Source organism: Paenibacillus jilunlii (assembly GCF_900102965.1).
Lineage (GTDB): Bacteria > Bacillota > Bacilli > Paenibacillales > Paenibacillaceae > Paenibacillus_AQ > Paenibacillus_AQ jilunlii.
On sequence record NZ_FNGM01000003.1, the window covers coordinates 221,401 to 234,846 of the forward strand.

Genomic DNA, 13,446 nt, shown 5'->3' on the forward strand with positions numbered 1-13,446 from the left:
ATCGAATGAATGAACATGAACAATCTTCAAAGGCTTCAAATCCAACTGACCAGGCAGAAAAACACACAGCTGTCCCATCCAGTGAAGAGCTGTGGAACGAGGATACCTATGCGGCCTGGACTACCCGCTTTGGCAGTCCTGCGGAGGCGGCGGCTAAGCTTATGAAAGATCCTGCCGCTAAACTTTATCCTTTGCTGAACTATCTGGGTGAAATCCGCGGTAAAAAAATATTAAATCTCATGGGCTCAAACGGCATGAAAGCCGTGGCACTCGGGCTGCTGGGGGCAGAGGTGAGTGTAGCCGATTTCTCGGAAGCCAATGCCCGCTATGCCGGCGAACTGGCGGAAGCAGCGGGTGTTCCGCTGGCCTATACCGTGTCCGACGTGCTGAAGCTGCCGGAGGAACTGTTGAACCATACATATGATATCGTTTTTGCTGAGATGGGGATTGTGCATTACTTTACAGATCTGGCACCTTTTATGGATACGGTATGCCAGCTGCTCACTTCCGGAGGCCGGTTCGTCCTGCGGGATTTTCATCCGGTGACGACGAAACTGATTTCCTCGAAAGGGTCTACGGCAAAGGTCCGCAAGCATAAGGTGAGCGGGGATTATTTTGACACTGCGCTGGAAGAAAAGAAGGTATCCTATTCCAAATATCTGCCTGCTTCGGGAGGAGCGGAGGGAGACGGCAGGCACAGTGTTGTATACTGGCGGCGCTGGACGCTGGGAGAGATTGTGACCGCAGCAGCCAGAAGCGGCCTGGTCATCCGTGAATTGGCCGAAGAGCCAAATTTATCTTCCGACATATATGACAAAGGGATTCCCAAGACCTTCGCTTTGGTGGCGGAGACCATCTAGCGGATTGCACGAAGTCACCGGTATAGCCCTGCTGCTCCATAAGAGCTTTTATTTAAGCTCATCTTAAATAGTTGGAAAAAGGGAACTTATTTCTCCTCAAAATCAACAATTGTGAGATTTAAGTGGAAAAAGGAAACTTAATTGGGTCATTTTGCCTCGTGAGGAGCGAAATGAGCTGAATTAGTTAACCTTTTTCCACTTCACCTGCGGCGAATGGGGTGCACACGAGCAAATTAGTTATCCTTTTTCCACCTGGAATTGTCGAAGGATTCGTAAAGGGTTCTCCAGGCAACGCTAAAATGAAATCCAAAACGGCTACGTTGTCCGGTGAAGGACGGTGAAGCCGTTTTTACTTGTATTCTTCTTCGGCAGGAGCGGCTGCCAGCTCTACGAAAGCCTTCTGCAACGGGGTCAACGGATAATCCTTCCGCCAAGCCAGCACGAATTCGCCATGATCCGGCTGCACTCCCGGAAGGGGAATATAACGCAAGCTTCCTGAAGCGGCTTCAGCCCTGATTCCCGCCTCTGAGAAGAGTCCCACGCCGCCGCCTTCGCGGATCATTCCTTTGATCGCCTCCGGCGAATTCAGCACCGCATGCCCCCACACCCTGACTCCATTCAGTTGGGCCCACTCATCAGTGATACCGCGCAGGAATGAGGCGGGCTCATGCTGTATCCATGGCTCCAGCACAAGCTGCTCCGCTGATAAATTCTTAATCTCCCCAAATGAATGCCCTGGCGCGAACACCAGCACAGCTTCATTGCGGGCGAGGCTTCGCGTCTCAAAAGAACTGTCCTGCCCCTCTGTACTGTGCAGAACTGCCAGTTGGATTTCCCGGCTCCGCAGCCGCTCGCGAATTGCAGTCTCGGGCTGCACGGACACTGAAATATCGAGATCCGGGTATTGGCGGATGAATTGCGAAACTGTTTTGGGCAAAAGATATGTACCAGGCATATAGCCTGCTTCCACCTGCAGGTGACCAGCAGCGAGGGTGGAATATTGCTTCATGCTGCGTTCTGCGTCAGCCGTTAACGCGACAATTCTGGCTGCATATTGGTACAGCGTCCGTCCGGCATCGGTCAGCAGCACCCGCCCGCTCCGGTATTGAAAGAGTGGAGTGCCCAGATCATTTTCCAGGCTTTTCATATGAAAAGATACCGTTGGCTGCTTCAACCCCATTTCGGCGGCTACATCAGTGACCTTTTTATATTTTTCAATCAGAACTACAATTTGAAGTTTAACAATATTCATGATGAACCCCCGCTTATAATAGCGTTTTATTAGTTTTGTAATTCATATTATAGATTATATCTATTGAGATATTCAATTTATATTATGTTTTTTATCTTTCATTTTACATACTTAAGACTTTTCCCTGACGAACGGGCTCTAGAATAAGAAATGTCAGATGTGACACGGACACAGTCTGATGCTTCCAAAGGTGAGTTTTGTACGAAGCAGATAACAGGTGGCAGACACTCACAAAACATAGCATTGCCGGGCAAAGGATAGCGTACAGCTGTCATTCCGGCACATGTTATACAAAACACTCAGGAGGAGACAAAAAAATGCAATTTAGAAAAACGTGGGTCATGGCTTTGGCATTAACAAGTGTAGTAGCACTTTCAGCATGCGGCAACAACAACGGTGGAAACAATGCAGCAACCAATAATGGAGGAACTAACGCAGCTGCCACGAACGCACCAACAGAAACAAGCAGCGGCGCAGATTTGAGCGGATCTATACTGGCTTCAGGCTCCACAGCACTTCAACCGCTGGTTGAGCAGGTAGCTGAGAAATTCATGGAAACCAACAAAGATGTTGATATCCAGGTGCAAGGCGGAGGGAGCGGTACGGGTCTGACACAGGTTGCCGAGAAGCAGGTGGATATCGGTAACTCCGATGTGTTTGCCGAAGAAAAGCTGAAGGATGCCGATGCCGAAAAAGCAAAAGCTCTCGTTGACCACCAGGTAGCGGTTGTAGCGATTGCAGCAGTTTCTCATCCGGATGCAGGCGTGGATTCCCTGACCAAACAACAGCTTGTTGACATCTTCACCGGTAAAGTAACGAACTGGAAAGAGGTTGGCGGTAAGGACCAGAAAATTCAGATCATCAACCGTCCAAGCAGCTCCGGTACACGTGCTACCTTTGAAGGCTTCGCACTCGGAACCAAGACAGAAGATCTTCAAGGCTCGATCCAAGAGGATTCCTCCGGTACTGTTAAAAAAATGATCGGCGAAACTCCGGGAGCCATTGGTTATCTGGCACTGTCTTACTTGGATGATTCAGTTAAAACACTGAAATATGACGGCGTTGAACCTTCCGTTGATAACGTGGTCTCCGGCAAATATCCGGTATGGGCTTACGAGCATATGTACACTAACGGCGAACCGAATGAAATTGTAAAAGCATTCCTTGATTATATCATGACCCCTGAAGTGCAAACAGGCGATGTAGTGGAACTGGGATACATCCCGGCTTCGCAAATGCAGGTTTCCCGCGATGTGGCTGGAACAGTTACTAAGAAGTAATCTAGTACACACATTTAAAGGTATCAAATACTTGAACTTCATGTGAACAGAGGCGGATTTCTTCTGCCTCTCTTTTCACTTTAGAAAGAGGGAGCATCTTGAGGGTAGAACCAAAGAAAAAGAAGATCGAAAAACATCATCTGGAAGATTTTGTAGGGCGGGCTTATATGTCCTTTTGTGTGCTGTTATTAATCGTAATCATTGTTTCAATGGTGTATTTTGTAGCTTCCAAGGGTATTTCCACTTTCACCAGCGGAGATGTCAAAATTACGGAATTCCTGTTCGGCACCAAGTGGTCGCCTGAAGGGGACACGCCTTCTTATGGAGCATTCCCATTCATCGCCGGTTCCTTTCTGGTTACGCTGATTGCTGCATTGATTGCAAGTCCGCTAAGCATCTGTGCCGCACTGTTCATGACCGAGATTGTCCCGGGCTGGGGCAAAAAGCTGCTGCAGCCGGTCATCGAGCTGTTGTCGGGTATTCCTTCCGTCGTTTATGGCTTCGTGGGCTTAAGTGTCATCGTCCCTTTTCTGCGTAATACGTTCCCTGGTCAGGGCATCGGGGTTGCTGCAGGCGCGCTTGTCCTGTCGGTCATGATCCTGCCGACGATTACAAGCGTGGCTGCAGACGCGCTGGCTTCATTGCCGCAGAACCTGAAAGAATCCTCTTTTGCGCTCGGTGCCACCCGCTGGCAGACGATTGCCCGTGTGATTCTCCCGACTACATTCCCGGCGATTATGACCGGGGTGGTGCTGGGGATGGCCCGTGCGTTCGGTGAAGCCCTTGCTGTGCAAATGGTAATCGGGAATGCGCCTTTTGTACCGAAATCGCTCTTTGAATCTGCTTCGACCCTGACCAGTGTAATTACACTGAGCATGGGCAACACCACGATGGGCTCACCGCAAAATAACGCGCTGTGGAGTATGGCGCTGGTTCTTATGCTGATGACATTTGTTTTTGTCCTCCTCGTAAGAATGCTTGAAAGGAGAAATAAAATTTGAAGCCGAGAACCGCAGACAAAATTGCCACAGCGCTTATCGTATTTTTCGCACTGCTCATAGTAGCCATCCTGATCGGACTGCTTGGATACATTCTCGTTCGTGGCCTGAACCACATCAGCTGGGATTTCTTAACCTCGGCACCGCAAAAGATCCGCGCAGGCGGAGGTGTCGGTCCACAATTGTTCAACTCCATCTACCTGCTGGTGCTGACACTAATCATCACCGTACCGCTCGGCCTTGGTGCCGGAATCTTCATGGCGGAATATGCCCGCCCTGGCAAGCTGACCAACTTCATCCGTCTGATCGTGGAGGTATTATCTTCTTTTCCTTCAATCGTTGTCGGCTTGTTCGGCCTCTTGCTGATCGTGAACACGTTTGACCTTGGTTTCTCCCTGGTCTCCGGCGCATTGGCGCTGACCTTTTTCAATCTCCCGCTCATGGTGCGTATCACAGAACAGGCTTTCCGCACCGTGCCCAAGCAGCAGAAGGAAGCGGGTTTTGCCCTTGGATTATCCAAGTGGAAGATCGTAACCAATGTGCTGTTTCCGGTCGCACTGCCGACCATTATCACCGGAACCATCCTGTCGGCGGGCCGGGTCTTTGGTGAAGCGGCAGCGCTGATGTTCACGGCGGGCATGAGCAGTCCGCGTCTGGATTTCACGAACTGGAATCCGTCCAGCCCGACTTCACCGCTGAATCCTTTCCGTCCGGCCGAAACGCTGGCTGTGCACATCTGGAAGATCAACAGTGAAGGCCTGGCCCCGGATGCCGCACAGATTGCAGCCGGAGCTTCGGCTGTGCTCGTCATTACGGTGCTTATCTTCAATCTGGCGGCGCGTTACTTCGGCCGCTTAATTTACCGTAAGCTTACAGCTTCCAAAAGAATGAGCTAAATGCAAGTATACGATGGACTATTAGGAGGAGTACAAGATGGGTATAGCGGAACCGGTGGTGCGCGAATCCTTCCAGACAGAGGACTTGAGCATATTTTATGGCACATATGAAGCAGTTAAGGGGATCAGCCTTCCTTTTGCACAGAATACAGTTACAGCACTGATCGGCCCTTCAGGCTGCGGCAAATCGACCTTTCTCCGCTCGCTGAACCGGATGAACGATGAAATCTCCGGTTCGACAACGAAGGGAAGCATCTGGATCGACGGTGTGGACATTAATGCTCCCGGCACGGATGTCATCAAGCTTCGTCAAAAAATCGGCATGGTCTGGCAGAAGCCCAATCCGTTTTATAAGTCGATTTACGACAACATCGCGTTTGGTCCCAAATATCACGGCATCAAAGGCAAAGCGGCTTTGGATGAAATCGTGGAGAGCAGTCTGCGCCGCGCCGCCCTGTGGGACGAAGTTAAGGACCGGCTGAAGGATTCAGCGCTCGCCTTGTCCGGCGGGCAGCAGCAGCGTCTCTGCATTGCCCGGGCATTGTCGGTTAATCCGCAGATTCTTCTGCTGGACGAACCCGCTTCCGCGCTCGACCCGGTATCTACCGGCAAAGTAGAAGAGCTGATCAAGGAACTGAAGGAGGAACTGCGGATTGTTATTGTGACGCACAACATGCAGCAGGCTGCGCGGATCTCTGACTTTACGGCTTATTTCTACCTGGGTTCACTTGTGGAGTATGACAAAACAGAAAAGGTATTCAGCAATCCCGAGAATCAAATGACCCAAGAATATATTATGGGCCGCTTCGGCTGATTACATGTTATATTAGAAACGGGTAAAGCCCCAGATAATAAGGAGCTTTACCTGTTTTTTTATGCAGGAAATAAGAAATCCCGCAAAATATGAATAATAATCATACAATGCAGGCTTTTGAGTTGGCGATGAACCTGGTAAAGAAAGGAAATGAAGAATGGACAAAAAAGCGAAGAAAATTCTGCAGACCACCTTCTGGTCTTCGGCAGGCTGGAAGAATGTACCCGCTGCTTATTCCGGTGAAGATTTTGACTATGCCAAAAGCCATGGTCTGATGTTTGATCCCATAACCATCACACATGACGAATGTGTGCGGCAGATCCGCAGGTTCCATGAAGGAATCATCACCAAAGAACGTGTAGCCGCTGCTTTTCTACATAGTCTGTCTACGAGAAAGGTCCATCTGCGGAGTGCGTTGTCCAGCTGGGCGCTGACTTCCGGTATGGAGCTGCACGCCTATGAGCAGCATCCGCTGGAGAGGGCCAGTTACAGCTGCTGCGGCGATTGCAACGCCAGTAGAGTTATGTCTGATAAAAGCTATGTAGGTGCAGACCTGAATGTGCTGAATTTTGAACGGGTTAAATGGGGCGGCATTCGCCTCAACCACCTATTGTATTGCTGGCTGGATCTGGAACTGCTGAGCAGAGAGGAGGAGTTCAGTTTCAGCAGAGAAGACCTGGACATTCTGAAACGGATGGCAGAAGCGGTTAGGGAGTGTGACCCTGGCGATACGGCACGGAAGCTGGAGAAACGCTGGAAGGACCTGCTTCCGGCAAATCAGCATGAACGGGATGTCATCATGGAGATTTGGGGATATGCAGGTATACTGGCACCGCAGGAAAAGCCCCGGCTAGGCCGGGGCGGGGATAGTGATTTTAACTCGGTTGCCAACTGGCGGGGGGAAGACGGCATTTCAATGGAGAGGTTAAAATATTTTTTTGGCCCAATGCTATAAGCCCAAGGATAATGCCGAGTTTAACTACCAACGGCGCTACACACCTGCGCTGCATACAATTGAGAAAAATCTGCAATAAGCTGATTATTTCTGTTTCAACAAGCTGCGTATCGTCTCGATCACCAGCTCCGGCTGGTCATGAATAACCATATGGCCGCTTTTTTCGGCAATTGTGAGTTTGCTGTCTGTAGAGAGCTTCAGCATGCTGCGCTGCCCGGCTTGCCAGATGGCTTCAAGCTGCTTGCCGCCTGCTTCGGAGAACCCGAATGATGCATAATCCTGAGGTAGCCCCCGGGCAATGATGCGTACCGGAAGAGCGCCGAAATTTTGCCCGCGGATTGCATCCTCGGTGGAGCTTGCCAAGTCTCCTTCTTGCTCCTTGGCGGCAAAATAGCTTGGTGTAGAAATGACGTTAATGAATTTGCCCCGGTCTTCCTTCGCTACCATACCTTCCAGCAGGCTGTCCTGGAACAACCGCATAACTCCAGAGCGCTTCAGAAGGGTGAGGATGGCGGCTGATGGATTCCCTGCGAATTTCTCTGCTTTCAGAATGGCTGCTGTCTCCCGTTCGTCATTCTCCGGTCTGGCATCTACCAGTACTAGACCCATAACGTCATCCCTGTAAGTCTGAGTGAAGAGGCGGGCGTACATTCCGCCCAGGGAGTGGCCTACAACCAGATAAGGGCCGGGCAATCCTTCATTCATAAGTGCGTTATGCAGCTCCCGGACGATATTAGCGCCGGTGCGTTCGTTAGGGGAAGACTCGCTCCAGGCATAACCGGCCCGGTCATAACTGACCACAGTCGCGGATTCGGCCAGCCGTTCAGGGATATCTCTCCATGATAAGCTGGTCTCACCGCTCCCTGATTCGAGAATGATGGTGGGACTTCCGGTACCTTGCTTATGGATATGCAGTTTGAAGCCTCCTGCATCTACCAGTTTTCCTGGCGGGGGATATTGCTTTTTGGCTGCATTTGAGGCTATAGCTTCGTACAGAAATCCTGATCCAATAAGGAGGATTATTGCAGACAAAACAAATAGCAGCAGTTTTTTCCATAAGCGTTTTGATGATTTTTTCTCAGATTTGGCTTGGTTCATGATGCAGCATGTCTCCTTTATTTAATACAACTGTATTATATAAAATGTATGATAACATGTTATGGTTTGAAATAGTAGGACTTAAAATAACAGCGAAACCAATATATGGATGGTAATCGCCAGACGTTAAGATCAATACTTAAAAATTTTAAATAGTGAATAGTGAACACTTGAAAAACTAACTATATTAGTTTATATTATAACTAACGATATTAGTTTTGGAGGGATCTCTATGAGAGTAATACAAGAGGGCCATCTGCTGCAGCTTACCTGGTTGCCAAGATTATTTCCCGTAAACTGTTACCTGGTTGAAGAAAATGATGGACTGACGTTGATCGATGCTGCCATGTCATTCAGTGTGCAAGGAATTCTGGCTACAGCAGCCAAGCTGAATAAGCCCATTAACCGCATTATACTGACACATGCCCATGGTGATCATGTCGGAGCACTGGATGAACTCAAGCAGCGGCTTCCGGCAGCCCGGGTATACATTTCAGAGCGGGATGCGGCATTGCTAAGAGGGGATCGTTCCCTGAGGGAGGGCGAGCCGCAGACACCCATTAAAGGCAGTGTGCCAACCAAAATCACCACTGTACCAGATATCCTGCTGCAGGAGGGCGATGCGGTAGGTTCGTTAACAGCGGTCGCTTCGCCCGGACATACACCGGGTTCGATGTCTTTTCTGGATGAGCGTACAGGAGCGCTCGTTGCCGGGGATGCTTTGCAGACCTTCCGGAGAACAGCAGTCGCGGGGACTGTAGTGCCGTTATTTCCTTTTCCTGCTATGGCTACCTGGAATAAGGCCAGTGCCTTGGAAAGTGCAATTAAGCTTCACAAGCTGTCACCGAAGGTGCTTGCTGTGGGACATGGCAATCTGCTGTATGCACCACTTGAACACATGAAATATGCGATACAACAAGCTGAACAGCTTCAGCGGAAAGCGGGGAAATGAAATGTCGCCACGGGCAGGATTAGACACACACACATTAGTGCTGGCAGCTGCAGAGATTGCCGATGAGCAGGGCATTGAGGAAGTAACCCTGGCTGCGCTCGCAGCCAGGCTAGGCGTACGATCACCGTCGTTATATAATCACATTAACGGTCTTCAGGGGCTGCGCTCGCTGCTTGCTGTTCACGGCCTTGAGCTGCTGAATGCAGCAATAGCCGCCGCTTCGGGAGGACTGAAGGGGGATGCAGCTGTATATGCCATGGGACAGGCCTACGTGGACTTTGCCAGGAAACATCCGGGTCTGTACGAAACTACGCTGCGGGCACCGGAGGAAGGCAATTCAGAGCTGGAGAGGGCAAGCGAACAGGTACTGACCTTAATTATTGGGCTGCTGTCCTGTTACGAGCTGGATGCAGAAGGTGAATTGCATGCGGTCCGGGGGCTGCGCAGCTTACTGCACGGATTTGCTGCCTTGGAGAACAAGGGGGCGTTCGGGATGCCTTTGGATACGAATATCAGCTTGAACTGGCTGATCAGCACATTCATCGCCGGCATCCGCAGCATGAGTTCAAGCACTGGAACTGGGCAGTAAAGGATCAAGAATATGAACCGCAGGAGGGAAAGTTGATGAGCAGCATGGAAGAGCAAGGGATGGTAACGACTTATGAAGAAATGAAAGAGGTTATCGGCAAACTAGGGATTGTTCCGCTGGCTGCACTGATACCCGGTCATCCGTCCGTAAACGGATTAACCAAAGCCGAGAACTGGCATACCGATACAGAGCTTGACCCTTGGGCCTGGCGTGCCCGGTTTCCCGGTGAAGGTCATGCTGCATACGGGAAATTTATCCGCAAAAAAGCGGTCCTGGTCGCCAGAGAATGGTTCCCGGCTTATACGGCGGCTGCGGGCAGCTCACAATCCTTGGAGGAACGCTTTGATAGTGGATTGTGCAGCAGAGAAGCGCTAACCCTGCTTCAGATTATCCGTGACAATCAAGGCATTGAGACACGTGAGCTCCGTATGCTGGCTGATATGAAGGCGAAGGAGAAGAAAACTGCTTTTGACAATGCAGTTACGGAACTGCAGGGTACTCTGGATATTGTGATTTCAGGAGTGAAGGAGCGCCATAATGCCGAAGGAGAGAAGAACGGCTGGAACAGCACCTCGTTTGAAACCGCCGGCCACTGGATGGCAGAGAATCATATACCAGAATATAAAGGAACGAGGGATGAGGCTGTAGCGTGGCTGCGCAACCGGATGGAAGGGAACTGGAATCCTGCGTCTATAAGCTGGCTGGGCAAAGTGTTGTCCTGGTAGGTTGAACCGGGTTCACCATACCCGATAAGATAGTTGAACAAATAAACGGCTGACCCGTTCCCGTAAGGGCAGGCGTCAGCCGTAAGCGCTTTCTATAAAGCGTATATAATGGAATGAGCCTCTTACAGCATGGGGGCCAGGTAAGCAATCAGAAAATACAGGAATCCGAACAGCAGCATGACATAGGCCGTATACTTGATGGCATTGGAAGCAGCGATGCTTGAGTCGGTAGGGGCCTCAGCTTCTGTCCGGTCCGGTTTGACCGTGTCCAGGTCGTGGGAGAATGATTCTTTCATCGGAATGCCCTCCTTGAAAATAGAATCCTTAACTGTATTGTGACATAATTGTGAATAAAATTCAACAATATTGTGAATGATTTTTGAACAAAACTTCAAATTCGGACTATTTATTTGCTGAATTATAGCTGTATAGCTAAAAAAACACCCTGAGATGCTCTTTTTCAAGAGAATCTACAGGGTGTATTGTGTGTTAATGCAATTTGTCAAGCTATCAAAATGGCAGGGTTAAGCCCAATTTCCGTTGCGGAAGATAGGTTCGGCTAGGCCTTCATCCGTTATGCCGTCGATATTCATATCCGCAGAACCCATCATGAAATCCACATGGGTCAGGCTCTGGTTCATCCCGTGCCCGGCAAGCTGTTCTTTGGTCATTGCCGTACCTTGTTCCAGAGTGAAAGCGTAAGCTGCTCCCAGAGCCAGGTGACAGGAAGCATTCTCATCGTAAAGCGTAGTAAAGTACAGAATGCCGCTTTCCGAGATAGGAGAGTGGTAGGGAACGAGGGCGACTTCCCCGAAATAAGCCGAGCCTTCGTCCATCGCCAGCAGAGATGCTAACGCATCCTGGCCTACTTCTGCAGTGAAATCTGTAACTTTCCCATTCTCCAGGGTAAGGGTGAAACGGTCGATGATGTTGCCGCTATAGCTTAGCGGTTTCGTGCTGCTGACTGTACCGTTTGCTCCTGTCTTAAGCGGTGCCGTAAATACCTCTTCTGTAGGGATATTTGCCAGAAAAGGAACTCCGCGTCCGTTCACAGCCCCCGCTTGGCACCAAATATGCCCTTCCGGCAGCTCAAGCATGAGATCAGTGCCTGGCGCGGTATAGTGGAGCTTGCGGTATTTTTTCGCATTCAGAACATCACAGCGCTGCTTCAGGCCGCCCAGGTGATGGCTCCAGGCCTCAACCGGATTCTCCTGGTCTGCTCTGACAGCCTTGAAGATGGCATCCCAGAGCAGTTCTACCTGCTGCTCTGGCGGAGCGTCAGGGAATACCTTGGCCGCCCATACAGGTGAGGGGTATGCTACCAGGCTCCAACTGACATGGTTGCCCATCAGCAGTTCCCGGTAGGGCATCATTGCTTGACCGGCAGTACGCTGATTATCGGCAATGCGCACCGGATCGATCCCGTTCAGCAGATCCGGATTTGTCGAAATGATCGACAGGAAGGCTGCTCCGTTTTTTGCCAGGTCCTCCAGCTCGTCGGCTTGCCATTTTGGCGGTTCGAGGAAGCTTTCGGACGGCGCCAGCTCGTAACGTGTGCGGGTGACAAGTTCATCCGTATAATTCACCTTAACCAGCTTTGCACCGGCTTCATAGGCTTTGCGCACAACCAGACGCACCAGTTCTGCCGATGCTATATCAGCGTTGACCACAAGTGTCTGTCCCGGCTGAATATTAATTCCGATTTTGACCGTCAGCAGGGCGTAATTCTCCAGCTTTTGCTTAAAACTCAGCATAGTACCACTCCTCTTAATATCTCTGTTCAATCTGTCTTAGAACGCCCAGTTACCCTTCAGAAATACAGGTTCTCTGGTTCCGTCAGCAGTGATTCCGTAAATATCCATCTCCGCAGAGCCGATCATAAAATCGACATGGGTAACACTTGTATTCAGGCCGCGGGCCATCAGTTCTTCCTGATTCATATCTTTGCCACCCTCAAGACAGAAGGCGTAAGCTGTGCCAATAGCCAGGTGGTTGGAGGCATTCTCATCGAACAAAGTATTGAAATACAGAATATTGGATTCCGAAATTGGAGATTTATGCGGGACAAGCGCCACTTCACCGAGATATTTTGCACCTTCATCCAGTCCGATGAGATATTCCAGCGCTTCCTGGCCTTGTTCGGCTGCTACACTGACGATCCGGCCTTGTTCAAAAGTAATAGAGAAGCCGTCAATAATGTTCCCGCCGTAGCTGAGCGGCTTCGTGGCTCTGACTGTTCCGTTGACACCTGTTTTGAGTGGGGCTGTGAACACTTCTTCAGTTGGCATATTGGCGACAAAAGAATGGCCTTTGGCATTGATGCTGTCCCCCTGCGCCCACAAGTGGCCTTCAGGCAGCTCGATGCTAAGATCTGTGCCGGGTGCTATGTAATGGAGGCTTTTATATTTCTTGGCGTTCAGGACATTGGCCTTTTGTTCAAGGATATCCAAATGCTCCTGCCAGGCGGCTACAGGATCTTCACGGTCCAAACGTACGGTATGGAAAATCGCTTCCCAAAGCTTGTCTACGCGTTCATCTGCCGGAACCTCAGGGAATACCTTATCTGCCCAAGCCTGCGACGGGATGGCAACAATGCTCCAGCTGACTTTATCGGACATTTCCAATTCACGGAATTTGGTCAAAGCCTCTCCGCGGGTTTTCTGGTAGTTCGCGATCCGTTCGGGATCGATGCCTTTGAGCGCATCCGGGTCCTCGGCGATAACATGAAGGAATGCTGCGCCATTCTCGGCGAACTCGGTTATTTCACCCGCAAACCAAGTAGGCGGCTTCGTGAACACTTCCGGCGCGGCATGCTCAAATTGCTGGCGGGTAATGAATTCGTCGCTCCAGTTGACCTTGACCTGGCTTGCGCCGATGGCATAGGCCTTGGCCGTAATGAGCCGCACAAATTCTGCAGCCGAAATAGGCGCGCTCACGATCAGGGTTTGTCCGGGTTGAACATTAACACCGATCTGAACCGCCAAGTCCGCATACTTACTAAGCTGGGCTTCCAGTTGGGGCATGGGG

The 13,446-nt window shown here is 50.4% G+C and carries 14 protein-coding genes; 9 read left to right on the plus strand and 5 right to left on the minus strand.

The window, feature by feature from the left end:
• Positions 1-5 precede the first annotated feature (5 nt).
• On the plus strand, positions 6-860 hold the full coding sequence (locus tag BLQ82_RS08115; RefSeq protein WP_082722844.1) for a class I SAM-dependent methyltransferase: 855 nt from the start codon (positions 6-8) through the stop codon (positions 858-860).
• A gap of 349 nt (positions 861-1,209) precedes the next feature.
• On the opposite strand, the gene BLQ82_RS08120 is transcribed toward BLQ82_RS08115, so the two are convergent.
• Positions 1,210-2,112 (minus strand): LysR family transcriptional regulator, encoded by a 903-nt coding sequence (locus BLQ82_RS08120; RefSeq protein WP_062528379.1) that lies wholly within the window; start codon positions 2,110-2,112, stop codon positions 1,210-1,212.
• Positions 2,113-2,429: 317 nt separating this feature from the next.
• On the opposite strand from BLQ82_RS08120, the gene BLQ82_RS08125 reads away from it, so the two are divergent.
• The 5 genes from BLQ82_RS08125 to BLQ82_RS08145 all read left to right on the plus strand — a co-directional run bounded on the left by BLQ82_RS08125 (position 2,430) and on the right by BLQ82_RS08145 (position 7,055).
• A complete protein-coding gene (locus BLQ82_RS08125; RefSeq protein WP_062528378.1) occupies positions 2,430-3,392 on the plus strand; it encodes a phosphate ABC transporter substrate-binding protein in 963 nt (320 codons plus the stop codon).
• Between the two features lie 98 nt (positions 3,393-3,490).
• Positions 3,491-4,393 (plus strand): phosphate ABC transporter permease subunit PstC, encoded by a 903-nt coding sequence (gene pstC / locus BLQ82_RS08130; protein ID WP_062528377.1) that lies wholly within the window; start codon positions 3,491-3,493, stop codon positions 4,391-4,393.
• On the plus strand, positions 4,390-5,286 hold the full coding sequence (pstA, locus tag BLQ82_RS08135) for a phosphate ABC transporter permease PstA (protein WP_062528376.1): 897 nt from the start codon (positions 4,390-4,392) through the stop codon (positions 5,284-5,286). Before pstC ends, pstA begins: the two co-directional genes overlap by 4 nt.
• A 37-nt stretch (positions 5,287-5,323) precedes the next feature.
• Positions 5,324-6,100, plus strand: coding sequence for a phosphate ABC transporter ATP-binding protein PstB (pstB, locus tag BLQ82_RS08140; protein WP_020432278.1), 777 nt, complete (start codon positions 5,324-5,326; stop codon positions 6,098-6,100).
• Between the two features lie 157 nt (positions 6,101-6,257).
• Complete coding sequence (locus BLQ82_RS08145) at positions 6,258-7,055, plus strand: hypothetical protein (protein WP_062528375.1); 798 nt, start codon at positions 6,258-6,260, stop codon at positions 7,053-7,055.
• A gap of 84 nt (positions 7,056-7,139) precedes the next feature.
• Here BLQ82_RS08145 and BLQ82_RS08150 read toward each other — a convergent pair whose 3' ends face one another.
• Positions 7,140-8,153 carry an alpha/beta fold hydrolase gene (locus tag BLQ82_RS08150; protein WP_062528374.1) on the minus strand — a complete coding sequence of 338 codons (1,014 nt, stop codon included), beginning with the start codon at positions 8,151-8,153 and terminating at the stop codon, positions 7,140-7,142.
• A 232-nt stretch (positions 8,154-8,385) separates the two neighbouring features.
• Between BLQ82_RS08150 and BLQ82_RS08155 the strand changes: the two genes are divergently transcribed.
• Genes BLQ82_RS08155 through BLQ82_RS08165 form a run of 3 tightly spaced genes read left to right on the plus strand, consistent with a single transcriptional unit; the run spans position 8,386 to position 10,419 of the window.
• Positions 8,386-9,105, plus strand: coding sequence for an MBL fold metallo-hydrolase (locus tag BLQ82_RS08155; RefSeq protein WP_062528373.1), 720 nt, complete (start codon positions 8,386-8,388; stop codon positions 9,103-9,105).
• Position 9,106: 1 nt separating this feature from the next.
• The gene (locus BLQ82_RS08160; protein WP_062528372.1) at positions 9,107-9,694 is read left to right on the plus strand and encodes a TetR/AcrR family transcriptional regulator; all 588 of its coding nucleotides are present in this window, start codon (positions 9,107-9,109) and stop codon (positions 9,692-9,694) included.
• Between the two features lie 35 nt (positions 9,695-9,729).
• The gene (locus BLQ82_RS08165; protein WP_062528371.1) at positions 9,730-10,419 is read left to right on the plus strand and encodes an AlkZ-related protein; all 690 of its coding nucleotides are present in this window, start codon (positions 9,730-9,732) and stop codon (positions 10,417-10,419) included.
• Positions 10,420-10,541: 122 nt separating this feature from the next.
• Here BLQ82_RS08165 and BLQ82_RS31875 read toward each other — a convergent pair whose 3' ends face one another.
• The 3 genes from BLQ82_RS31875 to BLQ82_RS08175 form a co-directional block, all read right to left on the minus strand.
• Positions 10,542-10,715, minus strand: a complete 174-nt coding sequence (locus BLQ82_RS31875) for a hypothetical protein (protein WP_157243868.1) — start codon at positions 10,713-10,715, stop codon at positions 10,542-10,544.
• Positions 10,716-10,943: 228 nt separating this feature from the next.
• Positions 10,944-12,173: an aminopeptidase gene (locus tag BLQ82_RS08170; RefSeq protein WP_062528370.1), complete on the minus strand. Its 1,230-nt coding sequence runs from the start codon at positions 12,171-12,173 to the stop codon at positions 10,944-10,946.
• 36 nt (positions 12,174-12,209) lie between these two features.
• On the minus strand, positions 12,210-13,442 hold the full coding sequence (locus tag BLQ82_RS08175) for an aminopeptidase (RefSeq protein ID WP_062528369.1): 1,233 nt from the start codon (positions 13,440-13,442) through the stop codon (positions 12,210-12,212).
• Positions 13,443-13,446 lie beyond the last annotated feature (4 nt).

Excerpts from the sequence above, each read along its gene's own strand:
- BLQ82_RS08175 (WP_062528369.1), bottom strand. The coding sequence starts at position 13,442 with ATGCCCCAACTGGAAGCCCAGCTTAGTAAGTATGCGGACTTGGCGGTT.
- pstB (WP_020432278.1), top strand. The coding sequence starts at position 5,324 with ATGGGTATAGCGGAACCGGTGGTGCGCGAATCCTTCCAGACAGAGGAC.
- BLQ82_RS08125 (WP_062528378.1), top strand. The coding sequence starts at position 2,430 with ATGCAATTTAGAAAAACGTGGGTCATGGCTTTGGCATTAACAAGTGTA.
- BLQ82_RS08170 (WP_062528370.1), bottom strand. The coding sequence starts at position 12,173 with ATGCTGAGTTTTAAGCAAAAGCTGGAGAATTACGCCCTGCTGACGGTC.
- BLQ82_RS08165 (WP_062528371.1), top strand. The coding sequence starts at position 9,730 with ATGAGCAGCATGGAAGAGCAAGGGATGGTAACGACTTATGAAGAAATG.
- BLQ82_RS08120 (WP_062528379.1), bottom strand. The coding sequence starts at position 2,112 with ATGAATATTGTTAAACTTCAAATTGTAGTTCTGATTGAAAAATATAAA.
- BLQ82_RS31875 (WP_157243868.1), bottom strand. The coding sequence starts at position 10,715 with ATGAAAGAATCATTCTCCCACGACCTGGACACGGTCAAACCGGACCGG.
- BLQ82_RS08155 (WP_062528373.1), top strand. The coding sequence starts at position 8,386 with ATGAGAGTAATACAAGAGGGCCATCTGCTGCAGCTTACCTGGTTGCCA.
- BLQ82_RS08160 (WP_062528372.1), top strand. The coding sequence starts at position 9,107 with ATGTCGCCACGGGCAGGATTAGACACACACACATTAGTGCTGGCAGCT.
- BLQ82_RS08145 (WP_062528375.1), top strand. The coding sequence starts at position 6,258 with ATGGACAAAAAAGCGAAGAAAATTCTGCAGACCACCTTCTGGTCTTCG.
- BLQ82_RS08150 (WP_062528374.1), bottom strand. The coding sequence starts at position 8,153 with ATGAACCAAGCCAAATCTGAGAAAAAATCATCAAAACGCTTATGGAAA.
- BLQ82_RS08115 (WP_082722844.1), top strand. The coding sequence starts at position 6 with ATGAATGAACATGAACAATCTTCAAAGGCTTCAAATCCAACTGACCAG.